The following is a 26366-nucleotide window of genomic DNA, read 5'->3' on the forward strand; positions in this document are numbered from 1 at the left end:
ATATATCTGGCACTAATGATATTGCCCATTGGCATTAATTTGGAACAAATTTTGAAACCTTAATAAAAAGTAGTTACTTTGTAATAACATTTAAGAGCTTATGGAAGCATCAATAATCAAAATCGGAAATTCAAAAGGACTTCGTTTGAGCAAGACCATTTTGGAAAAATACAATATCAAGGACAAAGTGGAACTGATTCTTGAAAAAGGACAAATCATCCTCAAACCAATTGCTTCACCAAGAAAGAATTGGGAAAAAGAGTTTAAAAAAATGAATGAAAATGGAGATGACAAGTTGCTGATGAATGATGTATTCGAGGATGAAAACCTTGAAGAATGGATTTAAAGCAATATTCGGTCGTTCTTGTAAACCTTGACCCGACCATTGGTAGCGAAATAAAAAAGACAAGACCTTGTGTAATCATTTCGCCAAATGAAATGAACAAATATCTGAACACAATAGTTCTTGCTCCAATGACAACCAATTTAAAAAAATATCCGACAAGGGTTTCGATCAAACATAACAAAAGAAAAGGAATGATTGCCATTGACCAAATTCGGACAGTTGACAAAACTAGAATAATCCGAGTTTTTGAAAACCTGACCAATGTAGAAATTGAAAAATGCAAAGAGGTCATAAAAGAAACCTTTGTTGACTAAAAAATACAAGGTTATAGTGATTATTATCCCGCCCATATCTTTTTTGGTCAAGGAATCTGAATAATCCTTTGAACAAAACATTTTCTATCTTTATCTCATGACTGTAAGACTTCCCCAGGACGAGGACAAACACATATCTGGTACTGATGATATTGCCCGCATTATGCAAAAGGTGCTTTGGCGGCAGAACAAAATCCACAGACAAAAAGAATATTTTTGGACCATTGGCCTCAATGCCGCAAATGATATTGAATATATTGAGCTTGTGACCATTGGCTCCAGCAACCGAAATATTGTAACACCAGTGCAGGTTTTAAGTTTGGCAGCGGCCAAGCAATGCCATAAGATTGTCCTCTGCCACAATCATCCCTCAGGAAAATTGGAGCCCAGCGAGGCTGATATAGCGTTTACAGATCGCATGAAAAAAGCTGCTGCTATATTGGAAATAGAGCTGCTGGACCACATTATAATCACGGAACTAAATTACGTGACCATTTAAGGCATTTATAATTATTGAGGGAGAAGATTCCTGTTTTCGCGGGAATGACATTATGCAAACCACTGCCCCCAAGGAATACGGCTCAAAATCAAAAGCAATCCAAGTCCGTAGAAAATGGAGATGGTCTTGAACTTTTTCTCGCTTTCCATGAATTTTTTGTGACGGGACCAACCAATGGTTATCAACACCAAAGCTATAATATTGATAAATGGATGTTCCACGGCCAATAAACGTGCTGGGGCATTTAATCCGCTCATTCCCAAAGTTTGAATGGCTTTAAGACCATTACCGGATATAAAGTATAGCAATAGTCCGACCAAAAGTTGAATATGACTTAAAATAAGTGCAAATAGACTAACACGTAGGTCCTTTTGCATGGTAAAGTCCTTTTTGCCCAACCAGCCTGCTATGGCATTGATTACGGCAATAACTAAAACGGCCAACACCACATAGGCCAAATAAGAGTGTAGGTTCTTGATAATTTCCATTAGGTATAGTTTGTGTGTTTAAAAGTACGGAATTTTGGGCATAAAAAAAGCCCTTCGAAAAGTGAAGGGCTTTTGATTTTATGTTTCTGTATAACGATTAGAACCTGTAAGTCACACTTGCATTAAAAGTACGACCGTTTCCATAAAAAACACCGAAGGCATCCGTTTGGTTCAAATAAGCATGATTGAACAAGTTGTAAACGTTTGTTCTTAATTCCATTTTGTTTGTTCCAAAGTCAAATGTGTATGCTGCTGTCATATCAAATAACGTGTAAGCATCCAACTTTGAGGTTTCATAAGAATTTCCTTCGGCAACAACATCAGCTACATCATTGAACTCATATAGGTTACTAAAGTGGTTTACATCCAAACCAACCTCAAATCCATTTGCAAAATCATAGTCAGCGTTAAGACCCATGGCAAACTGAGGTGCATTGCTAATCTCAACTCCATCAAGATTCACATTTCCATCAAAGAAGTTTGCTGGAAGTGGGTCACCATTTTGATCGGTATAATCATCAATTTGAGCATTGGTGAAGTATGTATTATCCCTAAAATCTCTTGTTCTGTAAGGAGTGCTTCCAGAGTATACCCAGTCTCCAATAGAAGTATAGGCCCCAATTATCAATCCTTGTGCCGCTCTCCATCGTGCAGTAAGCTCAACACCCTGGTGCAACTGTGTTACATCTGTTTGTTCACGGTTAATATCTACTTCTGCATCAGTAGCTATATCAATAATACTGTTACCATTGGCTATAAATCTGTTAGCCCATTCTGTCCTATACAAATCAATTGTGAATTGGAAATCATATGTATTGAATTTATATCCAATTTCCAAGCCTGTAATCTCTTCATTTTCAACTTCTGGATCAGCCAGCTCAGCTGTACCTGAGAAAATATTATCCAAGAAAGGTTGACGGGAATAGAAACCTGCATTGGCATATACAGTGTTTTTTTCGTCAAAGTTATATGCTCCACCACTTTTCACGTTGTATCCAAACTTGTTAGCCTTGCCGGATGTTTGGGTAGTCTGATTACCATTGATGTCCGTAGCGAATCTATCTTCCCTTTGATACGATTGGTTAGATATTGCTCCTTGAAAAAATACGGAGAATGCTTCTTCAGCATACTCAACCTGTCCGAACATTCCCTGATAGTTAATATCTTCGGAGTAATCGTAGTTGATCCTCTCATCTTCATCAGCAAATGTTGTCAAGGTTTTCCATGGGTTTATACTAAAAGATTCAGTAACGACTCTATCATCTGGCCTGTCGTTAGACCATCCGGAAAGACCATAAAAATCAGCTACTTGTCTGAAGTGGTCACCTGTATAGAATCTGAAATCGGCACCAACGTTAAAACTAAGATTGTCGTTAAGGTCGTGACTAAAGTTAGATACCATTCCATACCATTGGTGATTGTTCATAGAAGCACGACGGATATAACCAGCTCCATTTGGTGCACTATAATCACCACCGATACCTACTTGAGCATTTCTTTCGCGTGTTGCAGCATAGTCAATTTGTCCATCTATTCCTCCAGCAACAGGATAATCTGGTAATCTTAGAGCACTATTACCTCTTGGTCCAGTTCCGCCACCACGACCCCAAGAGGCGTAAAGCACTGTTGAAAGGTCTGATTTATCTGAAATATCCCAATCCCAGTTTAAGTTCATGACTGGCTTGTGGTAGAAGTTCGTTCTTTCAGACTCCAATTCACCTTCATCAAATCCCCAGTGTTGATTGTATTTTCTTTTGGCTTCAACAACTTCCAAAGGCTGTGACCAACGCTGCATGTGCCATTGTGGGGCACCAAAAACCAAAAAGTTGAAGTTATGGTCTCCAATAAGTTTACCCACAGAGAAGAAATAATTCTGACCTTGTCCTTTAGTTCCTTCAGCAAACTTTCTTTGACCTTGCCAATGATCTAACATTACTGAGAATCCCCAGCCATTCTCGTTGATTCCTGAATCGTAAGAAGCGGTTGTCTTAAAGAAACTGTCGTTACCAACCATGAAGCGACCGAAACCGCCTTCTCTTTTTTCAGTAGCTTTAGAAACGATGTTAACCGTACCTCCTACTGATGAAATGGCCAATTTGGAAGAGCCAAGCCCTCTTTGTACCTGAACTGCATTGGCAATGTCTGCCATACCAGCCCAGTTGGACCAGTACATTCTTCCATCTTCCATGCCGTTGATGGGCTGTCCGTTCAATAGGAAGGCCGTGTTGGTTTGATCAAAACCTCTCAAGAACATTTGTGAATCCCCAAAACCTGTTTGGTTGGAAACATATACAGAAGGAACATTTTTCATTACCTCAGGGAATTCCACGTTACCAGCAGAAACAGCTTGTATTTCGTCTCTTTTAATTGTGGTTACAGCAATTGGTGTACTTCTGTCTTCTTCAAGGTCGATAATACCCGAACCAATTACAACAACTTCTCCCAATTCTTGTGCATCTGGCAACAATTCAATTGTTCCGAGATTTCCTGTTGAAGTAAATTCAACCTGTTTTTTAATAAAACCAATGTAAGAAACAATCAATGTTCCCGAACTTTGGTTTACCTCCAAAGTAAAGTTTCCATCAAAATCTGTAGATGTACCATTAGAGGTACCTTTAACAACAACGCTGGCTCCTGGAAGCGGACCGCCAAGCTCGCCGTCAACTACAGTACCAGTAAGAGTTCCTTGTGAAAATGCCATTGCGGAAACAAAAATAGCCACAAAAGCCAAGTAGATTCTTTTCATTTAATTCAGTGTTTAAGTGTTTAATTAGCCCTGCAAATGTGATTCATTTTTGACACTCTGCGATTAAGTCAAAGTTAAAATCGGGCAAATATAGTTAACACTAAATTAACAAATAAAGTTAACTGACAAACAATTGTTTACGGTTTTGTTCCTAATTTGAGAAGATGACAACCTACTCCTTAAAAAAATGTAAAAGGTTCAATGTGGAACTGTCGTGCTTACCAATTTTTGAATTTTCGATGTCGACCAAAATATTTTTGGCCAATTGCTTACCTAATTCCACGCCCCATTGATCATAGCTGAAGATATTCCACACCACGCCCTGAACAAATATCTTATGCTCGTAAAGTGCAATGAGTGCGCCAAGGCTTTTCGGCGTAAGCTTTTTAATTAAGATGGTATTGGTAGGTTTGTTTCCCTCAAAGATTTTGAAAGGAAGCAGTTTCTGAAGTTCTTCACCCGACAAGCCTTGGGATTCGAGTTCTTGTTTTACCTCATCAGCGGTTTTCCCGTTCATCAAGGCCTCGGTCTGTGCAAAGAAATTGGCCATCAATTTATTATGGTGGTCCACATCACCGTGCAGCGATTCCTTATATCCGATAAAATCTGTTGGAATCAGTTTGGTTCCTTGGTGAATCAACTGGAAGAAGGCATGTTGTGAATTGGTCCCCGGCTCTCCCCAAATTATGGTGCCGGTTTCATGCCCAACCCTGTGCCCTGCTCTATCCATGCTTTTTCCGTTGCTTTCCATAATACCTTGCTGCAAGTATGCGGAAAAGCGGTGCAAATATTGTGTGTATGGGATGATGGCCTCGGTCTCTGCTTTGTAAAAGTTATTGTACCAAACACTTATTAAGCCCAACACCACTGGAATATTCTCTTCAAATGGGGTTTCTTTAAAATGGTCGTCCATTTCATGGGCTCCGGTCAAAAGGGCTTCAAAGTTTTTGTATCCTACTGATAGGGCTATGGATAATCCAACGGCGCTCCAAAGTGAGAATCGACCACCGACCCAATCCCACATAGGGAATACATTGTTATCGGCTATACCAAATTCCTTGATTTTTTCAAGGTTGGTGGACACTGCCACAAAATGATCGGCCACATCTTTTTCGGATGCACTTTGCAAGAACCATTTTTTTATGGTCAATGCATTGGACAATGTTTCCTGCGTAGTAAACGACTTTGATACGATAACGAACAAAGTGGTCTCGGGATCGAGTTCCTTTAAGACTTCGTGAACCAAATCGCCATCCACGTTGCTCACAAAATGGGTTTTCAGGTTATTTTGATAGAACTTCAAGGCTTCGGTCACCATCACAGGTCCTAAATCCGACCCGCCGATTCCGATATTCACGACATCGGTAAAGGCTTTACTGGTATGTCCTTTTCTTTCTCCAGAAATAATGGCTTCAGAAAAAGATTTGATTTTTTCTTTGACCTCAAAAACCTCATCAACAATATTCTCTCCGTCAACAAAAACCTTATCCCCCTTTTTGGCCCGCAAGGCAGTGTGCAGCACGGCCCTGCCTTCGGTTTGATTAATAAGTTCCCCTCCAAAATAACTTTTGATGGCATCTTTCAACCCAACTTCTTCGGCCAGTTTCAACAACAACTGTAACGTTTTACCGGTAACCCTATTCTTTGAATAGTCCACCAGAAAATCATTCCACTGAATTGATAGCTTTTTCCCTCTGCCTTCTTCTTTTGAAAATAGTTCTCTTAAATGTACGTTTTTAGTCTCTTGGTAATGTTCTTGAAGTTTTTTCCAGGCTTCGGTGGTGGTAGGGTCGATTGTGGGTAGTGCCATTACTGGGTATATGATATTAAGGTTTCTTCAGGTTCTTCCGGGGTTAGGTCTACAAATTCGACACAGTCCAATTGTTCTTTTAGGGGGGCAATATATGCCATATAATCTGCGCGTAACGAATCTGCAATGGGTTCAGCAGCGGGAAGTTCCTCCTTAAATGGGTCCACCTGTCTTCCATTCTTCCAAAAACGGTAACAAACGTGAGGACCTCCAGTATTTCCCGTCATTCCAATCCAACCAATTACATCGCCCTGACGTACAAAGTCACCTCTCTTTACATTTTGTGCCTTCATGTGGAGGTATTGGGTGCTGTAGGTACTATTGTGCTTGATCTTTACATATTTTCCGTTGCCTCCTCTTCGGGTCGATTCCGTTACGGTACCATCAGCGGTGGCTACAATTGGCGTTCCTATTGGTGCGGCAAAATCTGTTCCTTTATGGGGCCGTACCTTATAACCATAGTAAGCTATCCTTCTTTTAAGGTTATAGCGAGATGACAAACGATACTTAAATTTAACCGGTGCACGTAAAAAGGTACTGCGTAAGTTATTGGCATCTTGATCAAAGTACTCCAAGATGTTGTTAGTTGCATCTGATATGTATGGAAATGCATAAATGGTTTTTCCTTTGTGCTCAAAATAAGCTGCCTTTATGGAACCTATGCCCGCATAAATACTGTCATTGATATATCGCTCATCAAAAACCACCTTGAACTTGTCTCCTTTGTCCAATCGTCCAAAATCGATGGTCCATGCATATATATCGGAAAGCGCAAAGGTTAGATTGTAATCCACTCCCAAAGTATCAATTGACATGGACAAACTATGATCTATAATTCCTCCTATCTCACGCTCTACCAACGTTACTTTTTTCTTGCTCTTGTAGGCTTTGGTAGAATCGCGGAGGTCTACCACCGTATAGTTTATTTTATCGTTTTGATAGATAAAGACTTCGGCAACCTCGGAAGTATCCTTGGATTTAAGGATTAGATAGGGTTTGCCCACCATGATCTTGCGGACATCGAAAGTATCTCGATATTTTTCGGAAATGGCGGCAATTTTTGGGTAATCTACCTTGTTCTTGAGCATAAGCTCACCAAAACTATCGCCACTACGGACAGTATCGTGGACTACATTGAACTCATCCAAATTAAAGCCATAGCGCAGCACTGGAAGTTTTTCGATCGGTTCTGCCTTTGCTACTTCATTAATAACCGGTTCTTTCGTCTGTTTACACGATATGAGCACTGCCAGCGTCAATATCGCCCCAATAATTTTCCGCATTTCTCTTCTTATTCCTTGTATTCTTCTTTTTCGGGATTAAAAACATGATCGACCCATTGTTTGCCCCATGTATCCAACTCTTCTTTGGTATGCAAAGTTGGGAAAAAAATTATTTTCTGGAAACTTGGCGGCAAATAGTCCTTCCAATTAGTGCCTCCAGTTGCCTCCACATCTTGGCCTTCCCTTGCCAAATATCTGTGTGCCGATCCCATGTGCATCAACGGCCAATTTACATTGGCATTCAAATCCAATGTCTTTAACGCAGAAATCAGCTCTTCATTGTTTTTGGATGCATCGGGAAGCTGCAAATATTTATGATATATGGTACTGTTCTTTACCTGATTGGCAATCCGCAAGAGTCTGGGCGTGTATCTTACCTCAAACTGTTTCAGGGTAAGGGTTTTTTCGCCCGTTGCCAAATCGGTTGCTCCTTTTTTCCAATATACGTGTTCAAATAGTTCTTCTATGCTGTTTTCCGAGGAAAACGATTCCCTTTCGGATGGATGCACCATATTTTCCAATGGGGTGGCGTAGAACTCTATCATTCTATATTGCACTGATTGGAACCCACTTGCCGGAAGCAAAGCCATTCGGTAACGTAGGAATTGCTCCCTTTCCATACCCTTTATCATAATACTAAAGGAAGATATAAGGGCCTTGAAGTAACTGTTGACTCTTCGAACTTTTTCTATAAAAAAGGCTACATCCTGGGATTTGTCTTCAACAATCTGTTTTTCTTCATGAAGGATGAGTTTAAAGTACAGCTCTGTAATCTGGTGGTACATGATGAAGATTTCCTCATCTGGAAAATGTGTTCGCGGTACTTGAAGACTGAGCAAGGTATCCAAGCGGATATAATCCCAGTAAGTAAGATATCTTTCGTAAAGGAGTCCATCCAAGTAGGAGCTTAAGTCCTGCCCTGAGTTTTTGAACTTTTCCTCTAGTTTAATTATTTGGGAAGCGATTTTTGCATCCTTATCCATTAATCTCGATACTAATCCATTATTATTTTAAACTGGTTCTTAAGTCCGTTGTAACCATCTAAGTCAGCTTTTAAAGACCCTACGGCCAAATCTGCCTTTATTCGGATGGGTATTTTGTTCCAATCGTTGGAAACCCAAAGTGTAAGACTTTCTTTTTCCTTAAAAACTCGACCGGACTGAACCAAGGGTCTAAATTTAAGACATTCTACCTTTCCATACTTGGTCCTAAGGATTTCTTTTCCCAAATATTTTAACTGGAACTTAAAAACCCCGTCATCGTCAAAAAGCATATCCAAATTAATGGATTCCCCTTCTTCAAACTCTTCAAGATTGTAGTTGCTTCTTAAATAATACGAGGCGGATATCAAATCCTGAATCCCATCATGTATGGCAATGTTCTTTTTTGTATCATTTTTGTTGTCAATCAGAATCGCTTTGTCCTTATCGTAATCAAATTCAATTTCTATGTCCTTGGTATAACCTCCTTCATCTATTTTTCGGATAAACTTGTAGGGTTTACCGTGTTCACGGCCAAAATAGCTTTCGTAGGTATCGTCGACCTTAAAAAATATACTTGCAAATCCTGTGGTCTTGCCTTTCCCCACAACATGATAGACGGGGATATCGTCCAAAGTTTTGGAAGTTAAGTGCAATGTGGCATAACTGGCATTTAGAATGCCATAGTGTATCCTAAATTTTAGCCATTCCCCCGGTTTAAAGGCAGGGCGTGAACTCTGACCCATAGCGGACATTGACAAAAGAAGCAATAGTGTAGGTATTATAATCTTTTTCATTTGCAATTTTCTTGATATAAAATTAGTAAAATCACTTTAGGGGCCATGTTGTTCACATATACTTAAACAAAACTTATTCCAAAATAGTATAAACAAAAAAAGCCCAGTCTCGAGACTGGGCTTTTCCTAAATAACCAACCAAACTTTAAATTATGAAAAACCAATACTTAAAGTTATAAGGGAACCACCCCTTATGTGGGTCAAAGATACGGCAAGCTTTTGTAGGAAAAAGTGTTTTTAACGGACTTTAACTAAACACTTATATTATTGGTTGATTTTACCGGTTTTTTTGACAAATTATTAAGAGAATCAACCTAATTGATCAAGTGATTTATATTAGAACCAATATCCGACACTGAAGAAAATATTGCTTTCACTTACCTCCGGAGACCAAGAATAGTATACTTGAATCGGTCCTAGAAAAGATTCGAAACCATAGCCTACCCCATAACCCGAAAAATTTGGCTCTTTAAACCAATCCCCTGTTCTAAAAAGATCGTCGGCGATATTGGCATAATTGGCCGAGAACAGCAAATGGTGCTTGTAGGTAAATTCGTAATCCAAACGGCTATATCCTTTAATGTAACTATTGCCTGGCAAGCTAAGAAAATCGTACCCGAAAAAGGGCACAAAATTGTTTACAAAATCGTTGCCAAAACCTCCCAAAATAAAATCAAACGAGGTTATCTGCGATGTTCCCAGTTTTACGCCTCCATCAGCTTCCAACTGCAGACTCAAATCGTTTAGTATGGGGACAACGCCGCCTAACTTTGCCTTCCCGACAGCAAATTGGCTAAAATTATCGTTGTAATCGGAAGAGAACGCGTAAAAATGAAAGTCTCCATCAAACAAAAGACCCTTGGTAGGGAAGTATTTATCATCGTATGTATCCAGTTTTATTTGGGAATAGGCACTAAAATAATTGGAGTTTTCAAAAGTAGTCCTTTTGTTGGATGCCGACATTGCAACTTCCCCTTCTGTATCTATTTGATTTAGTGTTCGGGTACTATAGTTCAAGAATTTGTGCTCTGCTCCAACGGTAAAGGCAAACTCTTCTTGGAGAACGGTTTGTAGATACACTTGGTTGGTAAGGTCTGTCACATCTATATTGATTCTTTGGATATTGGGATCGTTCGGAACATTAAAGTTGCCTTGAATCAAAGAAAAATCGGTTTCAGCATCAAAATCGGTCAATTTTGAGTTGACTCCAAAGCTCCAATAATAGCCTTTATCCAAATAATACTGCATGTTGTACCTAATGTGATCACCAAGAATAAAATCGAAGGAAGCCACATCATCCTTCATTAAAAAATTCTTTTTGGTGAGATTGATCAATGCCGCACTTTTATATAGATCATCATAATGAGCAGACATTTTAATGTACATTTTGATTGGGTTTTCCTTAAGTTTTAGAATCAAGTCCGTACCCAGACCGTTCGATACAAGATCGTACCGGATTGCCTTAAAGTTTCCCGTTGCCGAAAGATTGCTCATTCCTTGCTTTAACTCATCAAACGAAATCTTCTCCGCCAGGTTAAACCTCAACTTACCTTTAATATATCCTCTGGTGTACTGGTCGTTACCTTTAATGATCATCCTGTTAATGGTTAAGCTGTCCACCATCTCTATTCTTTTACGGGGTTTTGGGGCCTCATTTTGACTTTGTGCTATTTGTTTTAGCTCATCCATTTTATTTTGGGCTGCAGCCTCCCCGCTTTTAACAATTTGTTTGCCCTTATCAAAAGCAATAACGGAAAACTCGTCAATGTCCGGCCGGATATACAAATCGGTTTCCTTGGATTTTTTCTTCATATCGTTTACGGTACGATAATTATTGATCTGAAGCAATATTTCCGTAGCCGAAGAAAGTGATTCCCTTGTGGCCAGATCGTGCTGCACGTCCACCCCAATAATAATGTCTGCCCCCATTGCCTTTACTTGATTTATAGGGTAGTTGTTCACCACGCCGCCATCGATCAAGATCTGTCCATCAATTTCTGCAGGTTCAAAAAGCGAGGGGAATGTTCCACTTGCCACAATGGCCTCGGGCAGGTATCCTTTGTCCAGCAGAATTTCTTCCCCAGTTTCCACATTGGTGGCCACGCACAAGAAAGGTGTAGGCAATTTTCTGAAATCTTGCACATCCTTTACATGGTACAAGAGCTGAACCAATAGGTTGTATATGTTCTGTCCGCCAGAAATAGCTTGCGGGAAGGTTACCTTAAAATTTTCGAAGGGCAAGGAAAGGGCATAGCGTTCGGAATCCTCTTTCTCGTAAAAAGTTTTTGCACTTCGGGGAACATTATCCTGTATCAAATCGGTAAAATCGGTACTCCTAAAAATGGAATCCAATTGCTGGGCGGAGTAGCCCGATGCGTACAAAGCTCCAACAATAGCCCCCATACTGGTTCCGCCAATATAATCCACTTTAACACCAGCTTCCTCAATAATCTTTAATGCGCCAATATGAGCCAAGCCCTTGGCGCCGCCTCCACTTAGTACCAGCCCAACTTTTGGCGACTTTTTGTCTGTAGTGTTTTGGGCCATCCCCACCACACCTAGTAAAGCAATTAAAAGTGTTGTGATTGTTAATTTTTTTCGCATTGCTTACTTATGAAAAGTTTTATAAATCTTCTTTGCCTTGGACACCCCAACGGAAGCTGTTAAAGTTTCCAGGGACGCTTCTTTGATTCGTTTTACCGATTTAAAGCTTTTTAATAGTTGCTGGGCAGTTTTTTCTCCTATCCCATCAATATTAACCAATTCTGAACTAATTGCACCCTTACTCCTTTTGTTCCGATGATGGGTAATCCCAAACCGGTGTGCCTCGTTTCTGAGTTGCTGTATTATTTTTAAAGTTTCCGACCTTTTGTCCAAATACAACGGTACTGGGTCATCCGGAAAATAGATTTCTTCCAAACGCTTGGCAATGCCAATAATGGCGATTTTTCTCCGTAGACCCAAAACTTCCAAACTCTTTAACGCTGACGATAATTGTCCTTTCCCTCCATCAATCACAATAAGTTGGGGCAGGGGCTCTTCTTCATCGAGCAATCTTTTGTATCTCCTAAAGACCACCTCCTCCATACTGGCAAAATCGTCCGGCCCCTCTACCGTTTTTATATTGAAATGGCGGTAATCCTTTTTGGATGGCTTTCCGTTCTTAAAAACAACGCAGGCCGCAACGGGATTGCTACCTTGTATGTTGGAATTATCAAAACACTCTATATGTCGTGGCTCCTCCGAAAGGCGCAAATCGGATTTCATTTGTGCCATGATCCGTTTGGCATGGCGGTCTGGGTCGGTAATTTTGATCTGCTTCAACCTATCTTGACGGTAAAACCTTGCATTACGTTCGGACAGGTCTAAAATTCTACGTTTATCGCCCAACTTGGGCAGGGTCACCTTTACATCATCTTCCACGGTAACAGGGAATGGCAAATACACTTCCTTGGATTTTGAGTTGAAGCGCTGCCGAATTTCGGTTATGCCCAATTGGAGCAATTCTTCATCGGTTTCATCAAGCTTCTTCTTTATTTCCAGAGTATGAGACCTAATTATGGCCCCGTGGGAAATCTGTAAAAAGTTGACATAGGCATGGGTCTCATCAGAAATAATCGAAAACACATCAACATTGTTGATCTTGGGGTTCACTACGGTGGATTTGGCCTGATAATTTTCCAGAACTTCAATTTTGTCCTTTACACGCTGCGCCTTTTCAAACTCCATTTTCTCGGCAAAATCCTTCATTTGCTGCTTAAAGGTCTGTATGGAGTTTTTTAAGTTTCCTTTTATGATTTGCCTAATGTCCTCTATCTGGTCATGATACTCTTTTTCGCTCTGAAGTCCCTCGCAAGGCCCCAAACAATTGCCCAAATGATAGTCCAAGCACACTTTGTATTTTCCTGCTCCGATCTTTTCTTCGGAAAGGTCGTAGTTGCAGGTACGCAATGGGTACAGGCTCTTTACCAGATCCAGAAGCGTCCTCACCGTTTTCATGCTGGTGTAGGGGCCAAAGTATTCGGAACCGTCCTTGATCAGTTTTCGTGTGGAAAATACTCTGGGGAATCTTTCATTTTTAATACAGATCCACGGATAGGATTTATCGTCCTTGAGCAAAACGTTGTATCTGGGCAACAGTTTTTTAATGAGATTGTTCTCCAACAAAAGGGCATCCGACTCCGTAGGCACCACAATATGTTTAATGGAATGGATCTTCTTTACCAGTACCCGGGTTTTGCCATACTCTTGCTTTTTATTGAAATACGAGGAAACCCTTTTTTTGAGGTTTTTGGCCTTTCCCACATACAGAATCTTTCCATCGGCATCATAAAATTGATAAACTCCTGGATTATTGGGGAGCGAACTTAACTGTACTTTTAGGGATACCGATTTGGACATACGAGCTCTGAAAAATGAACTTTTTGACTTTATAACAAAGTTATATTTTAATTGCTGTGATAATTGTTAAACTTGATCAATTCCCGTTTTGCATTGATATTTGACCGTTCTCACTTTAGCATGCATCAAAAAGTACACATAATCAGAATTTTGCCTCCTCAAACCCAAACAAGGGTTTTTCCCTAAAAAAACTAAGGAAACCATGCAATTTAACAATTGGGATTGGGTCTGGTTTGTTAAACAGTTGCTAAAAATTGTGCATTTCGTCGATAAAAAGTGCATTTCATAGTAAAATTTTCAATTGTTTTACTTACATTTAACCATCTAAATACAGTCCGATGGAAAACTATATTATCGTTTTGGGAATGTACTTGATTTTGATGCTTTTCTTCAAAATATTTTTCTCCGTTGCAACCAACAAAGGAGAGTAACGGTTCATTGTCCTAAAACAACCCCAAAATCTTCAACAGTTACATGTTGAAACATGAATTAAGAAAAAAATACACAAATCTGAGAGCTGAAGTTACTTCTGAACAAGCCTCTGATTTTAGTTTGGCAATGGCCAATAATATACTCCAAATCCCTATCTGGGATTTTTTTTATTACCACATATTTCTTAGCATAGAGGAAAAGAACGAAGTGGACACTTTGCCTTTGATAACACTTCTCCAAGGAAAGGATAAAAACGTGGTGGTCCCCAAAGTGGTAAGCAGCAATTCCATGGAAAATTATTTGCTCACCGACAATACTTCTTTAAAAAAAAGTGCCTGGGGCGTACCCGAACCTCTGGATGGCATTGAAGTCCCTGAAAACAAAATTGATGTAGTCTTTGTACCATTACTGGCTTTTGATGTTTTGGGCAACAGGGTTGGGTACGGAAAGGGCTTTTACGATACCTTTTTGAACAAATGCCCCAAGGAAACCATAAAAATTGGCTTATCGTTTTTTGAAGCTGAAAGCGAACCAATTACCGATGTAAATGAAAACGATGTAAAATTGGATTACTGCGTTACCCCACAAAAAGTTTATACATTCTGATCGGCAACGGCCTCTTTCTTATCTTCCTCCTTTGGAAATGCTTTTTTATTGAATACGATCAAAATTCCCACCCCTGTACTTATTGCTGTATCGGCAATGTTGAACACTGGCTCAAAAAAACGAAAACGTTGACCTCCCCAAGAGGGAACCCAATCTGGCCATGTGGTATCCACCAAAGGAAAATAAAGCATATCCACCACTTTGCCGTGGAACAAACTTCCATAAGGCTCTTCGGCAAAAAGCGTAGCAACTTGTCCGTTGCTATGATCAAAAATGATTCCGTAGAAAACAGAATCGATAATATTACCTACCGCTCCGGCGAAAATTAAGGAAACCGCCAAAATCAAAGTTTTGGGTGATTGTTTTCTAATAATGTCCCACAGCCAATATCCAATTCCAAAAACGGCAAAAATTCGGAAAATGGTCAAGATCAGTTTTCCCACTGGCTCGGAAATGGGCAACAAATCGCTCAATTTGGTCCCCCAGGCAGCTCCCTCATTCTCAATAAAAAGAATTTTGAACCAGCCAAACACATCATGGGCCTCGCCCAAGATAAAACTGGTTTTGATATAGATTTTACTGATCTGATCTACTAGCAGAATCAGTATGATGATAACAAGGGACTTTTTTAAATTCATGCTTTAACTAAAAGGATTGCAAAAATATGGATATTATTTTGTTTTGGTCAGGATGATGTCACCTTCTATCGTCTTCAGAATAAATTGATTGTAGCCTTTGGGAATTACTTCCTTTTCCACTTTTCCGTAAATGCTTTCAGCAACAATATCACCGCTAGGAACCGACAGCAATATATCCCCTTTTTGGGTGGTCACTTTAACAGACTCGGAAACATTCTCCAAGGTACAGCGCCCATCGGACAAAATAACATTCAAATCTTCATATTTTCCCGAGACATACAAATTGGTATTGGTTCCAAATACATCCACACTTTTATACTCGGGAACACTGATTTCCAAAGCTATGGAAACCACTTTATGCGCACTGAGTTTATCGTTCGGGTTTACAAAAAGGGGCTGAAAATCTGCACTTATCATAGCGGTGGTTCCACTTTGCTCTATGGAAATCAATAAATCCTTGGCATATTCACCCTCCATGCTCGCAGCAACATGGACCTCATCGGTTGGTGCTGTTTTTAGGTCAATTCGATAGCAATATCGGGCATCAATCTGAATGGTTGCCGTTCGGGGGCCAATAAAGGCCTTCCTTACCAATTTTTGCGCATGAACATGCCCGAGCGCAAAAAAAACGAACAAAAACAATAGTGCCCTCATAAATAAAAAACGCCCGAAGGCGTTTCAATTACTTCTGCATGTTCTTCGCCTCAATGCTCAAAGTAGCATGGGGCACAAGCTTTAATCGCTCCTTGTTGATGAGCTTTCCGGTAACCCTGCAAACACCATAGGTCTTGTTCTCAATTCTCAATAGCGCATTCTTTAAGTCGCGGATAAATTTCTCCTGACGGATGGCCAATTGGGTGTTCGCTTCCTTGCTCATGGTCTCAGAGCCTTCCTCAAATGCTTTAAACGTTGGTGAAGTATCATCTGTACCGTTGTTACCATCGTTCATGTAGGAGCTCTTTAAAAGTTCCAAGTGTTTCTTGGCCTTCTCTATTTTTTCCTCTATCAAAGCCCTGAATTCTGCAAGGTCCTTGTCGGAATATCTTACTGTTGAATCTTCTGCCATTTTCTAATGTTTTTGAATAAACAATTTTGTATTCACTTCATCAAAGGCAATTGCTATACCTTCTTCAAGTTTTTCTTCAAAGTTGAGCTCAGCGGTCAAAGTTTCCGTTTTGATGTAATCCTCGTTACTGGAAACCGCATTTTCCACAAAGCCGTCCTTCAATATCTTAATATCAATTCTATCAGTCACCTCAAACCCGGATTCCTTTCGAAGATTCTGGATTCGGTTCACAAGCTCTCTCGCAATCCCCTCTTTTCGCAAGGTTTCATCTATAGTTACATCAAGAGCCACAGTCAAAGGGCCTGAGCTTGCCACTAACCAGCCCTCGATATCCTGAGAGCTGATGTCTACATCGGTTAACTGTAAATTAACGGTTTTATTTTCCAACTGTAGCAATAATTCACCCTCACGTTCCATTTTTTGGATGTCCTCTTGACCCAATTTTGATACGGCCGCGGCAATCGCCTTCATATCCTTACCAAATTTCGGGCCCAACACCTTAAAGTTGGGTTTTATTTGTTTTACAAGCACTCCCGAAGCATCGTCCAACATCTCGATTTCCTTCACATTTACTTCGGATTTCACCAAATTGGAAACAGCTTCGATGTCTCCACGTTGTTGATCGTCCAAAACAGGAATCATGATTTTTTGAAGCGGTTGGCGCACCTTTATTTTCTCCTTCTGACGGATGGAAAGTACCAAAGAAGAAATTTTTTGGGCCAACTGCATCTTGCGCTCCAAATCCTTGTTCACCATATTGGCATCAAAAACAGGAAACTCAGCCAAATGCACACTTTCAAAACCTTCTTTTTTGGTGGTAGCGTCTAAATCCCTGTACAATTGATCCATAAAGAAAGGAGCTATCGGCGCGGATAATTTGGCTACGGTCGCCAAACAGGTGTAAAGCGTTTGGTAAGCGGAAATTTTATCAGTTTGATAATCCCCTTTCCAGAAACGTCTTCTGCTCAAGCGAACATACCAGTTACTCAAGTTTTCCTGAACGTAATCGGAAATCATTCGAGCGGCTCGGGTGGCTTCATAATCTCCGTAAGCTTCATCCACATTTTTGATCAAGGTGTGGAGCTCGGACAAGATCCACTGATCAATCTCTGGCCTGTCCTTTAATGGAATATCGGCTTCCGAATAATCAAACTCATCAATATTGGCGTAAAGCGCCATAAAAGAGTAGGTATTGTACAGCGTTCCAAAGAACTTTCTCTTTACCTCAACAACTCCTTCTATATCAAACTTAAGGTTGTCCCATGGGTTGGCGTTGGAGATCATGTACCAACGTGTAGCGTCCGGGCCGTGCTCTGGCAACACCTCAAAAGGATCTACCGCATTGCCCAATCGTTTGGACATTTTTTTGCCTTCCTTATCCAAAACAAGCCCGTTGGAGACTACATTTTTGTAGGCAATGCTATCAAAAACCATGGTGGCTATTGCATGCAGGGTATAGAACCAACCTCGGGTCTGGTCCACACCTTCGGCAATAAAATTGGCCGGAAATGCTACGCCATCGTCTATCAATTCCTTGTTTTCGAACGGATAGTGCCATTGCGCGTAGGGCATGGAACCGCTATCGAACCAAACGTCGATAAGGTCGGCTTCACGTTTCATAGGCTGCCCAGATGGAGAAACCAAAGTGATGCCATCCACAATATTTTTGTGCAAGTCGATTTTGTCGTAGTTCTCCTCGCTCATATCACCCACTACGAAATCCTCGAATACATCCTTGTCCAACACACCTGCTTCAACAGCCTTGGCCATTTCTGACTTTAGCTCTTCAACAGAGCCTATCATAACTTCCTCTTTGCCATCTTCGGTACGCCAAATGGGCAATGGAATGCCCCAGTAGCGTGATCGGGATAGGTTCCAGTCGTTCGCATTGGCCAACCAGTTCCCAAAACGCCCTTCTCCTGTGGATTTTGGTTTCCAATTGATGGTCTGGTTCAGCTCGAACATGCGGTCCTTGACATCGGTTACCTTAATGAACCAAGAGTTCAAAGGATAGTAAAGGATTGGTTTGTCCGTACGCCAGCAATTTGGATAGCTGTGCACATATTTCTCGACCTTAAAGGCCTTGTTCTCTATTTTTAGTTTGATGGCTAGCTCAACATCAACCGATTTTTCGGGTGCTTCACCGTCCTCGTAGTATTCGTTTTTTACGTATTTGCCACCAAACTCTTTCATTTCAGGCCTGAACTTCCCTTGAAGGTCCACCAATGGAACGGGGTTATCGTTTTCGTCCAAAACCAACATGGGCGGAATCTCTGGGGTAGCCTGTTTTGCCACCAAGGCATCGTCCGCACCAAAGGTGGGTGCCGTGTGCACGATTCCCGTACCATCTTCGGTAGTCACAAAATCTCCAGCAATTATTCTGAAAGCGTTTTCCGGATTTTGGTAGGGCTGCACATAATCTATCAATTGCTCGTACTGAATGCCAACCAAATCTTTGCCCACAAAGGATTCGCCAACTAAGTATGGAATCTTTTTGTCACCTTCCTTGAATGATTTCAGTTCTTCCTCAGTCTCCACTTGGGTAAACTTTCCAGAAAAATTGTAGCCTACCAAGTTTTTGGCCACCACCACATTGATTGGCTCGAATGTATATTGGTTGTATGATTTTACAAGGACATAATCAATTTTTGGCCCAACGGTCAATGCCGTATTCGATGGAAGCGTCCAAGGCGTGGTCGTCCATGCCAAAAAGTAAATATCTCCATCAACTTTCTTCAAAAATTCTGGAAGTGAATCGGTTTTGGCCTTGAACTGGGCCGTTACCGTGGTATCCGTCACATCCTGATATGTTCCGGGTTGATTCAATTCGTGGGAACTTAATCCCGTACCCGCCTTTGGCGAATATGGCTGTATGGTGTAGCCTTTATAGATAAGCCCTTTGTTGTAAATCTGTTTTAACAACCACCAAACGGACTCCATGTACTTGGGCTTGTAGGTGATGTACGGATCGTCCATATCCACCCAATACCCTACTTTTTCGGTCATCTCGTTCCAAACGTCCGTGTAACGCATTACTGCTTTTTTACAAGCTGCGTTGTACTCTTCTACCGATATTTTCTTTCCAATATCCTCTTTGGTGATGCCCAGTTCCTTTTCCACTCCGATTTCCACAGGTAGGCCGTGGGTGTCCCATCCCGCTTTTCTTTTAACCTGAAACCCTTTCATGGTTTTGTACCTTGGGAATATATCCTTAATGGTACGTGCCATCACGTGGTGAATCCCTGGCATTCCGTTTGCGGACGGTGGGCCTTCGTAAAACACGTAGCTCTCCTTGCCTTCCCTGGTGGAAACGCTCTTTTCAAAAATCTGTTTGTCCTTCCAAAAGTCAAGAATGTTCTCAGATACTTTTGGCAAATCCAATCCCTTATACTCCGCAAACTTCATATACTGCTTCTTCTAGTAGAATTCAAGTTTGCAAAATTATAAATTTAGATGGAATTATACCCTCCCTTTTTACATTAGAATTCACTTAATTCCCTTAACCTAAATATGATAAGCGCCAAATCACTTCTTAACATAAATTTCCCTATATTGATTCCTCATTAACACGTAACCATATAAATCATGAAAAAAGTACTAATTGCCGCAATGGCATTGACCTTGTCCGTGTCCGTTATGACTTCTTGTAGGGACACTAAGGACAAAACCGAGGAGGCTTCCGAGGAAGCTGCAAAAACCTTGGAAGAGGCTGGTGAAGATTTAGAGAAAGCCGCAGAAGATGCCGCAGATGCCATGAAAGAAGCTGGCGAAGACGCCAAAGAAATGGGCGAAAAGGCTCTGGACAGCATTAAAAAAGCTGGTGAAGAAACCATAGACGCCACAAAAGAGGCTGCGAAAAAAGCTATTGATAGCATGTAGCTTTAAACTAGCTCACGACAAAAAGTCTCAAAAAAAGAAGAGGGGTTCTAAAAGGAGGTTTCCGTCAACCTGAACTTGTTTCAGGTTCTCATAACAATTGGTTTATCAGCATAATGAGATTCTGAAATGAATTCAGAATGACGCATTTCAATACTTTTTAGAAACCCTCTTTGCTTTTTAAAATACATATCCCAATCCCACAACCAAATTAGTCCCTGGGGCAGCAATACCCGAAGAATACATTCGGTAACGCTGGTTGGTCATATTTTCCAAACTTAAGGATGCCTTTAATGCATTGGTAATCTGATATTGTGACCTAAAATTTAAGGTGTACCAAGATGGCGAATAGGGGTTCCCGTTGGCATCGCTCGCATACATATAGGTTTTGCCCTGTTCGGAAATCGCCAAATCATCGTTACTTACCTCTCCGTTATAGTTGACGAATACATCTGCTTTTAACTTTTGATTTTCCCAAATCAAATGTACATCGCCAAAAGTGGGTGCTGCGTGGCGGGATGGGCTATCGGTTCCATCATCGTCCTCTTCAATTCCTTTTGTTAAGGTTAAATTGGTGTTTAAGGAAAGGTGTTCGTTAAAATAGGCTTCCAATCCAAACTCAAAACCATACACATAGGCTTTGGCTGCATTTTGTATTGCCTGCACATTGCTTGGTTCTCCGTTGTACTCAATTTCGGTTTGCCCGTTAAAAGAAAAATCTCTTCGCACTAAAGCATCGACCAAGTAAGTGTAGTAAGTGGCACCTTTTAAAACCAAAACATCATTAAAGTTTTTTCTGAGTCCCAGCTCGCCATTGTAGGCATATTCGGGTTCCAAATCGGGGTTGGGCACTACTACCGAGCCAGGTTCGGAGTCAAATATTTTTCCGATATCATCAATATTGGGTGCTCTAAATCCAGTAGAGCCGTTCAAGGTCACCTGTAAATCGGATCTTGGGAACCAGCTTAGCCCCAAACTTCCTGTAAGCGCTCCGGTAATAATATCGGCTTCATCAAAAGGGAAGGGGTAATAGGTGGTATCGAAAATAGCATCTACCCAAACTTGACTATACCGGATTCCCGATAATAAAGTAAGGTTGGGCTTTAATTGGTATTCTCCATTTATATACCCGGCCAAGGTTTGCCATGTAGAACCATCGGGATATCTCGAAGCTGTTTCCGCTACTTCATCCGTTTCAATATTTTGCATGCTTCCTTTGGAATCGACCTTATTAAAGACATACTCGGCACCATAATATAGGTGCAGGTCTCCCATTTTCTTGTTTTCAAAATCCAAGTTTACGGATAGGGCATCTACTTTTTCCCGGGTTGAATAAAGTTCAGGATCTTGAAAACCTCTGTCGTGTCGGCTTTCTTCAAAATATTGATAGGCCGTGGTCAGTTTTACTCCATCATAGAATTTGTTTTTTCCTTTTTGGGTGATTTGAAAATTTCCCATGAACCATTTTTGTGGACCATAGTACCATTCTGCCGAACGAAGTCCATCACCATCCTTACTAGGCCTTATTAATCTGTCGTATCTGGAATAATTGGAGGTTTCGGAATAATACAGTCCCAAATCGTAGTTCCAAGTGCTGTTGGGTTTATAGGTGAACTTCTGAAGAAAATTTACTTGGTCGTATCCTGAACTCACTTGCTTTTTAGAATCATCATTCGCTACCAAAACATCGGTTCCGTTCTCACGAATCACATAATTGTTGCGCAAATAGGATTCAGGCCCGTGCTTGCCCATCTTCAGATCATCAAAATTGTTGTAGGTAAAGCTGGTGTAGGATGCCCATTTTTGCTTTCCAAAATTAAAGTCCAGATGGGCGGTATTCTCATTGTTAGCGGTTGAATATCGGTAATTCACATTTCCAGAGAAAGCAAGACTATCTGTAAAGGAAAAGCGTGGATCTTGTGTATAAAAATTCATCACACCGCCAATAGCATCACTCCCATAGATGACAGAGCCCGGACCAAAGGTTACCTCCGTTTTTTTAATAGCAAAAGGATCAATGGATATCACATTTTGAAGGTTTCCGCCTCGGAAAATGGCATTGTTCATCCGAACACCGTCCACGGACAACAAAATCCGATTGGTGGCAAATCCCCTGATCATGGGGCTTCCTCCTCCCAATTGACTTTTTTGAACGAACACCTTTCCGCTGTTCTGCAAAAGATCTGCAGAGGTCTGCGGAGCGGTAAACGCAATATTTCGGGCATCAAAAGTTTCAATTTTTTGGGGGATATGCTTTTTTTGTTGCTCCCATTTGGAGACGGACATCACTACTTCTTGAAGTTCTTCTGTTTTTAAGTGGAGATAAACTCGGTTGCCGCGCCTTTCTATTTGATTTTTGGTAGTGATATAGGTTTCATAACTAATGTGTTTAAAAGTGATTTTTTCATCAGACGAAAAAATATCGAGTTCACTTTTTCCATTGAAATCTGTTACCGTAGTCTTACTCTGATCTTTATTGAAAATGGCAATATTGTCCACTGGTACTCCTGTATCAGCATCCAAAACAGTTATTTCTTGGGCGTAAAATGTTACGGAAAGCAATAAAAAAATTAGAGGTAAGGTTGATTTTAGGTTTTGCATTGTTAGGTAAATACTGCATTTAATACGGCGAGAGACTTTGGTTCCCGAAATCCATGCACATGCAAGTGGAAATACTGGATTATCGTTTTTAAGAGCTCTCGTCTGTCAGATTTAGTTAGTTGTATCATCTGTAACACCTCAAAATTCGTGCCTAAAAATCTCTTGAAATTCTCCAAGTTTTCACCCTGAATCAAGGGGTTAAGTGATGGGTTTTTACAAAAACGACCCTCCAAAAGATCAAAAAATGGCGAGTTTTGGTAAGAAGTGTCTGGATAGAAGCCCAAAAACTTGGTAAGATTGAGCAAAAACAGGATGTGAAAATTAGGCGAGAGCTTATGCGCATCCATCCAATGGAGGGCATACTCCAAATAATTGAAAAGACCTTCATCCTGCTCTTGTTCCTGAATACTGTTTCCCAACATTTCAGCCAAAAATAGCACCACACTGTTCTTTACAACATCGGTGTGCATGGTTTGGTAAGGAATGGCCACCCTAACGTCGCGGATACTTTCCAAAGTGCCCTTGTTTTTATGGTTGGCCACAATCTCCAACTGCATTAGAGGAAGAAAATAAGCGGGTCTAATTTTAGCCTTTTTGGAAGCGAGAACTCCTTTTAGCAAATACGATTTTACCCCATCGGACTGCGTAAAGGCCCTAACAATAAGGCTGGTGTCCCCATATTTTAGGGAAGAGAGAACAATGGCCTTTGTTGTGATTTGCATGGGCTAAAAAAAAGCAGTTACCAGAAGTGTAAATGTAACCACTACTTCTGGTAACTGCCAATCTAAAATTATTTTGGTAACCGGATCAGATCACCCCTTGGGCCAGCATAGCATCTGCAACCTTGACAAAGCCAGCAATATTGGCTCCTTTTACATAGTTGCAATACCCGTCTTCCTCTCCATATTCCACACAAGAGTCATGGATATCGGCCATAATTCCTTTCAATCGTTTATCCACTTCCTCCCTTGTCCAGCTAATACGAAGTGAGTTCTGGCTCATCTCCAATCCCGAAGTGGCCACACCACCTGCGTTTGAGGCCTTACCTGGTGCGAACAGAATTTTCGCATCGTGGAATGCATGAATGGCTTCGGGTGTAGAAGGCATATTTGCACCCTCTGCCACGGCAATACATCCGTTTTTGATCAAGGTAGCAGCATCTTCCCCATTTAATTCGTTTTGGGTGGCACATGGCAATGCGATATCGCAAGCAATCTTCCATGGTGTTTCTCCCTTGTGGAACTCTGCTGATGGATATTTATCGGCATACTCGGCAATTCTTCCTCGTTTGTTGTTTTTCAAATCCATCACAAAGGCCAGTTTTTCGGTATCAATACCATCCTTATCGTAGATGAATCCTCCGGAATCGGAAAGTGTTAATACGGTACCTCCAAGTTGCAATACTTTTTCAGCAGCATATTGCGCCACGTTACCAGAGCCTGAAATCACTACTTTTTTACCTTCAAAAGTCTCGTTTCTGGTTTTGAGCATGCTATCGGCAAAGTAAACCGTACCATAACCGGTTGCTTCAGGACGAATCAAGGAGCCTCCCCAAGAAAGTCCTTTCCCTGTTAACACTCCGGTAAACTCGTTACGTATTTTCTTGTACATCCCGAACAGGAACCCGATTTCACGGGCACCTACACCTATATCACCTGCTGGAATATCTGTATTTGGACCAATGTGTCTGCACAGCTCGGTCATAAAAGCATGGCAAAAACGCATAATCTCATCGTCCGACTTACCTTTAGGGTCAAAATCGGACCCCCCTTTACCTCCACCCATGGGCAAGGTTGTCAAACTATTTTTGAAAACTTGTTCAAAAGCCAAGAACTTAAGCACACTGGCGTTTACGGTAGGGTGAAAACGAAGTCCCCCTTTGTACGGCCCAATGGCCGAGTTCATTTGCACACGGTAGCCACGGTTTACATGGATTTCGCCATCATCATCTATCCATGCCACACGGAATGAAATCAATCGCTCAGGTTCTACCATTCGCAATAGAATGTTTTTACCGTGGTATATGTCGTTCTGTGCTATGTAAGGTATCACGGTTTCCGCAACCTCTTGCACGGCTTGTATGAACTCGGGCTCATGACCATTTCTGGCAATTACCTCATCCATAAACGCTTTTATTTTTGCTTCCATATATTGGGTTAAAATTAATTGTCTTTCCGCTCGCGAAAAGTGTTTTTTTATTGAATTATGAATTTGAGGGCAAAATTATATTATTTCAATAATTTGAATGCATTTATTTTATAAGTTTTTCAAAAAATGTTATTTCAAGGCCTGATCCAAATCTGCAATCAAATCTTCTACATCCTCAATGCCTACGCTAAGCCTGATCAGGGCATCGACCACACCATTTTTTTCTCGTTCTTCCTTTGGAATACTACCGTGCGACATACTCGCCGGATGTCCCACTAAACTTTCGACACCTCCTAACGATTCAGCTAGGGTAAATATTTGAAGGTTCTCCACAATTTTTATAGCACTCTCGTAGCTCCCGACTTTGGGCACAAAGGAAATCATGCCGCCAAAACCGCTCATCTGTTTTTTTGCTACCTCGTGGCTCGGATGGTATTCAAAACCAGGCCAGTACACCTTATCGATTTTAGGATGATTCTCCAAATATTTGGCAATCAATTCCCCATTCTCGCAATGTCGTTGCATGCGCACGTGAAGGGTTTTAATACCACGAAGGGTCAAAAAACTATCCATGGGACCACAAATACCTCCGCTGGATTTCTGGATAAAATAGAGTTGTTCGGCCAATTTTTCATCCTTTACCGCCAAAGCCCCGACCACTACATCGCTATGTCCGGCCAAGTATTTAGTGGCAGAATGCATCACTATATCTGCACCGAGCTTCAAAGGTTGTTGCAAGTAAGGTGTGGCAAATGTGTTGTCCACCGCTAACAGCAACTTATGCTCTTTCGAAATTTTTGAAACAGCTTTAATATCAATAATGTTCATCATGGGGTTGGTAGGCGTTTCCACCCACACCAGTTTAGTATTTTTATTGATTTGCGAAGCTAGTTCCTTTATATCCGTCATATCCGAAAAGCGAAACTTGATTCCATATTTTTCATACACTCCTTTAAAGAGTCGATAGCTGCCTCCGTATAAATCACTTGTGCAAATTACCTCATCACCTGGGCCCAACAGCTTCATCACGGCATCTATAGCGGCCATTCCACTGCCGAAAGCCATACCAAAGTTGCCATTTTCCAAGCTGGCCACCGCATTTTCCAAAGCAGTTCTCGTAGGATTTGCCCCTCTGGAATATTCGTATCCTTTATGCCCTCCAGGAGTGGATTGCGCATAGGTAGAGGTTTGGTAAATGGGAGGCATTACCGCACCATAGGCTTTATCGGGCTGCTGCCCACCGTGAATGGCCTTACTGTTGAACTTTAACTCTTTTTTGCTCATGCCAAAACTATCTTACTACAAATGTATCGTTATCTTTCCGAAGTATTATTT

At 41.0% G+C, this 26366-nt stretch carries 21 protein-coding genes; 5 read left to right on the top strand and 16 right to left on the bottom strand.

The annotated features are described in order from the left end of the window. The first annotated feature begins 100 nt into the window (after positions 1-100). The 3 genes from GO009_RS04445 to GO009_RS04455 all read left to right on the top strand — a co-directional run bounded on the left by GO009_RS04445 (position 101) and on the right by GO009_RS04455 (position 1159). On the top strand, positions 101-346 hold the full coding sequence (locus GO009_RS04445; RefSeq protein WP_163625008.1) for an AbrB/MazE/SpoVT family DNA-binding domain-containing protein: 246 nt from the start codon (positions 101-103) through the stop codon (positions 344-346). Beyond that, positions 337-660 carry a type II toxin-antitoxin system PemK/MazF family toxin gene (locus GO009_RS04450; RefSeq protein ID WP_163625009.1) on the top strand — a complete coding sequence of 108 codons (324 nt, stop codon included), beginning with the start codon at positions 337-339 and terminating at the stop codon, positions 658-660. The genes GO009_RS04445 and GO009_RS04450 overlap by 10 nt, the downstream gene beginning before the upstream one ends. 97 nt (positions 661-757) lie before the next feature. Next, positions 758-1159 (top strand): JAB domain-containing protein, encoded by a 402-nt coding sequence (locus tag GO009_RS04455; RefSeq protein ID WP_163625010.1) that lies wholly within the window; start codon positions 758-760, stop codon positions 1157-1159. A gap of 50 nt (positions 1160-1209) precedes the next feature. On the opposite strand, the gene GO009_RS04460 is transcribed toward GO009_RS04455, so the two are convergent. The 8 genes from GO009_RS04460 to uvrC form a co-directional block, all read right to left on the bottom strand. Continuing rightward, positions 1210-1647, bottom strand: a complete 438-nt coding sequence (locus GO009_RS04460) for a hypothetical protein (protein ID WP_163625011.1) — start codon at positions 1645-1647, stop codon at positions 1210-1212. A 97-nt stretch (positions 1648-1744) separates the two neighbouring features. Continuing rightward, the gene (locus GO009_RS04465) at positions 1745-4393 is read right to left on the bottom strand and encodes a TonB-dependent receptor (RefSeq protein WP_163625012.1); all 2649 of its coding nucleotides are present in this window, start codon (positions 4391-4393) and stop codon (positions 1745-1747) included. 172 nt (positions 4394-4565) lie between these two features. Continuing rightward, the gene (gene pgi, locus GO009_RS04470; protein WP_163625013.1) at positions 4566-6203 is read right to left on the bottom strand and encodes a glucose-6-phosphate isomerase; all 1638 of its coding nucleotides are present in this window, start codon (positions 6201-6203) and stop codon (positions 4566-4568) included. Continuing rightward, positions 6203-7486 (bottom strand): peptidoglycan DD-metalloendopeptidase family protein, encoded by a 1284-nt coding sequence (locus tag GO009_RS04475; protein WP_163625014.1) that lies wholly within the window; start codon positions 7484-7486, stop codon positions 6203-6205. The genes pgi and GO009_RS04475 overlap by 1 nt, the downstream gene beginning before the upstream one ends. Before the next feature lie 8 nt (positions 7487-7494). Further along, a complete protein-coding gene (locus GO009_RS04480; RefSeq protein ID WP_163625015.1) occupies positions 7495-8469 on the bottom strand; it encodes a tryptophan 2,3-dioxygenase family protein in 975 nt (324 codons plus the stop codon). 11 nt (positions 8470-8480) lie between these two features. Continuing rightward, positions 8481-9263 (bottom strand): DUF3108 domain-containing protein, encoded by a 783-nt coding sequence (locus tag GO009_RS04485; RefSeq protein ID WP_163625016.1) that lies wholly within the window; start codon positions 9261-9263, stop codon positions 8481-8483. Positions 9264-9599: 336 nt separating this feature from the next. Further along, entirely contained in the window at positions 9600-11867 is a 2268-nt protein-coding gene (locus GO009_RS04490) for a patatin-like phospholipase family protein (RefSeq protein ID WP_163625017.1), read from the bottom strand. Positions 11868-11870: 3 nt separating this feature from the next. Then, positions 11871-13664, bottom strand: coding sequence for an excinuclease ABC subunit UvrC (gene uvrC, locus GO009_RS04495; RefSeq protein WP_163625018.1), 1794 nt, complete (start codon positions 13662-13664; stop codon positions 11871-11873). A 474-nt stretch (positions 13665-14138) separates the two neighbouring features. Between uvrC and GO009_RS04500 the strand changes: the two genes are divergently transcribed. Beyond that, positions 14139-14702: a 5-formyltetrahydrofolate cyclo-ligase gene (locus GO009_RS04500; protein WP_163625019.1), complete on the top strand. Its 564-nt coding sequence runs from the start codon at positions 14139-14141 to the stop codon at positions 14700-14702. On the opposite strand, the gene GO009_RS04505 is transcribed toward GO009_RS04500, so the two are convergent. Genes GO009_RS04505 through ileS form a run of 4 tightly spaced genes read right to left on the bottom strand, consistent with a single transcriptional unit; the run spans position 14690 to position 19811 of the window. Next, positions 14690-15340, bottom strand: coding sequence for a lipoprotein signal peptidase (locus GO009_RS04505; RefSeq protein ID WP_163625020.1), 651 nt, complete (start codon positions 15338-15340; stop codon positions 14690-14692). The two genes, GO009_RS04500 and GO009_RS04505, sit on opposite strands and share 13 nt — an antisense overlap. Positions 15341-15373: 33 nt before the next feature. Continuing rightward, a complete protein-coding gene (locus tag GO009_RS04510; protein WP_163625021.1) occupies positions 15374-15994 on the bottom strand; it encodes a hypothetical protein in 621 nt (206 codons plus the stop codon). A gap of 28 nt (positions 15995-16022) precedes the next feature. Beyond that, positions 16023-16406, bottom strand: coding sequence for a TraR/DksA C4-type zinc finger protein (locus tag GO009_RS04515; protein WP_014032448.1), 384 nt, complete (start codon positions 16404-16406; stop codon positions 16023-16025). A 3-nt stretch (positions 16407-16409) separates the two neighbouring features. After that, positions 16410-19811: an isoleucine--tRNA ligase gene (gene ileS / locus GO009_RS04520; protein WP_163625022.1), complete on the bottom strand. Its 3402-nt coding sequence runs from the start codon at positions 19809-19811 to the stop codon at positions 16410-16412. A 180-nt stretch (positions 19812-19991) separates the two neighbouring features. On the opposite strand from ileS, the gene GO009_RS04525 reads away from it, so the two are divergent. Beyond that, positions 19992-20285 carry a hypothetical protein gene (locus tag GO009_RS04525; protein WP_014032450.1) on the top strand — a complete coding sequence of 98 codons (294 nt, stop codon included), beginning with the start codon at positions 19992-19994 and terminating at the stop codon, positions 20283-20285. 177 nt (positions 20286-20462) lie between these two features. Here GO009_RS04525 and GO009_RS04530 read toward each other — a convergent pair whose 3' ends face one another. The 4 genes from GO009_RS04530 to GO009_RS04545 all read right to left on the bottom strand — a co-directional run bounded on the left by GO009_RS04530 (position 20463) and on the right by GO009_RS04545 (position 26315). After that, positions 20463-22883, bottom strand: coding sequence for a TonB-dependent receptor (locus GO009_RS04530; RefSeq protein ID WP_163625023.1), 2421 nt, complete (start codon positions 22881-22883; stop codon positions 20463-20465). Between the two features lie 2 nt (positions 22884-22885). Beyond that, positions 22886-23605, bottom strand: coding sequence for a DNA repair protein RecO (gene recO, locus GO009_RS04535; RefSeq protein ID WP_163625024.1), 720 nt, complete (start codon positions 23603-23605; stop codon positions 22886-22888). 85 nt (positions 23606-23690) lie between these two features. After that, on the bottom strand, positions 23691-25031 hold the full coding sequence (gene gdhA / locus GO009_RS04540; protein ID WP_163625025.1) for an NADP-specific glutamate dehydrogenase: 1341 nt from the start codon (positions 25029-25031) through the stop codon (positions 23691-23693). Between the two features lie 129 nt (positions 25032-25160). Continuing rightward, positions 25161-26315 carry a cystathionine gamma-synthase gene (locus GO009_RS04545; protein WP_163625026.1) on the bottom strand — a complete coding sequence of 385 codons (1155 nt, stop codon included), beginning with the start codon at positions 26313-26315 and terminating at the stop codon, positions 25161-25163. Positions 26316-26366 lie beyond the last annotated feature (51 nt).

Source organism: Allomuricauda sp. TY007 (assembly GCF_010468565.1).
In the GTDB taxonomy this organism is placed as follows: Bacteria; Bacteroidota; Bacteroidia; order Flavobacteriales; family Flavobacteriaceae; genus Flagellimonas.

Coding starts and splice junctions, on each gene's coding strand:
- GO009_RS04530 (WP_163625023.1), bottom strand. CDS start 22,883: ATGCAAAACCTAAAATCAACCTTACCTCTAATTTTTTTATTGCTTTCC.
- pgi (WP_163625013.1), bottom strand. CDS start 6,203: ATGGCACTACCCACAATCGACCCTACCACCACCGAAGCCTGGAAAAAA.
- GO009_RS04505 (WP_163625020.1), bottom strand. CDS start 15,340: ATGAATTTAAAAAAGTCCCTTGTTATCATCATACTGATTCTGCTAGTA.
- GO009_RS04545 (WP_163625026.1), bottom strand. CDS start 26,315: ATGAGCAAAAAAGAGTTAAAGTTCAACAGTAAGGCCATTCACGGTGGG.
- GO009_RS04450 (WP_163625009.1), top strand. CDS start 337: ATGGATTTAAAGCAATATTCGGTCGTTCTTGTAAACCTTGACCCGACC.
- GO009_RS04445 (WP_163625008.1), top strand. CDS start 101: ATGGAAGCATCAATAATCAAAATCGGAAATTCAAAAGGACTTCGTTTG.
- GO009_RS04455 (WP_163625010.1), top strand. CDS start 758: ATGACTGTAAGACTTCCCCAGGACGAGGACAAACACATATCTGGTACT.
- GO009_RS04525 (WP_014032450.1), top strand. CDS start 19,992: ATGAAAAAAGTACTAATTGCCGCAATGGCATTGACCTTGTCCGTGTCC.
- GO009_RS04510 (WP_163625021.1), bottom strand. CDS start 15,994: ATGAGGGCACTATTGTTTTTGTTCGTTTTTTTTGCGCTCGGGCATGTT.
- GO009_RS04485 (WP_163625016.1), bottom strand. CDS start 9,263: ATGAAAAAGATTATAATACCTACACTATTGCTTCTTTTGTCAATGTCC.
- GO009_RS04460 (WP_163625011.1), bottom strand. CDS start 1,647: ATGGAAATTATCAAGAACCTACACTCTTATTTGGCCTATGTGGTGTTG.
- gdhA (WP_163625025.1), bottom strand. CDS start 25,031: ATGGAAGCAAAAATAAAAGCGTTTATGGATGAGGTAATTGCCAGAAAT.
- GO009_RS04480 (WP_163625015.1), bottom strand. CDS start 8,469: ATGGATAAGGATGCAAAAATCGCTTCCCAAATAATTAAACTAGAGGAA.
- GO009_RS04490 (WP_163625017.1), bottom strand. CDS start 11,867: ATGCGAAAAAAATTAACAATCACAACACTTTTAATTGCTTTACTAGGT.
- GO009_RS04475 (WP_163625014.1), bottom strand. CDS start 7,486: ATGCGGAAAATTATTGGGGCGATATTGACGCTGGCAGTGCTCATATCG.
- GO009_RS04500 (WP_163625019.1), top strand. CDS start 14,139: ATGTTGAAACATGAATTAAGAAAAAAATACACAAATCTGAGAGCTGAA.
- uvrC (WP_163625018.1), bottom strand. CDS start 13,664: ATGTCCAAATCGGTATCCCTAAAAGTACAGTTAAGTTCGCTCCCCAAT.
- GO009_RS04465 (WP_163625012.1), bottom strand. CDS start 4,393: ATGAAAAGAATCTACTTGGCTTTTGTGGCTATTTTTGTTTCCGCAATG.
- recO (WP_163625024.1), bottom strand. CDS start 23,605: ATGCAAATCACAACAAAGGCCATTGTTCTCTCTTCCCTAAAATATGGG.
- GO009_RS04515 (WP_014032448.1), bottom strand. CDS start 16,406: ATGGCAGAAGATTCAACAGTAAGATATTCCGACAAGGACCTTGCAGAA.
- ileS (WP_163625022.1), bottom strand. CDS start 19,811: ATGAAGTTTGCGGAGTATAAGGGATTGGATTTGCCAAAAGTATCTGAG.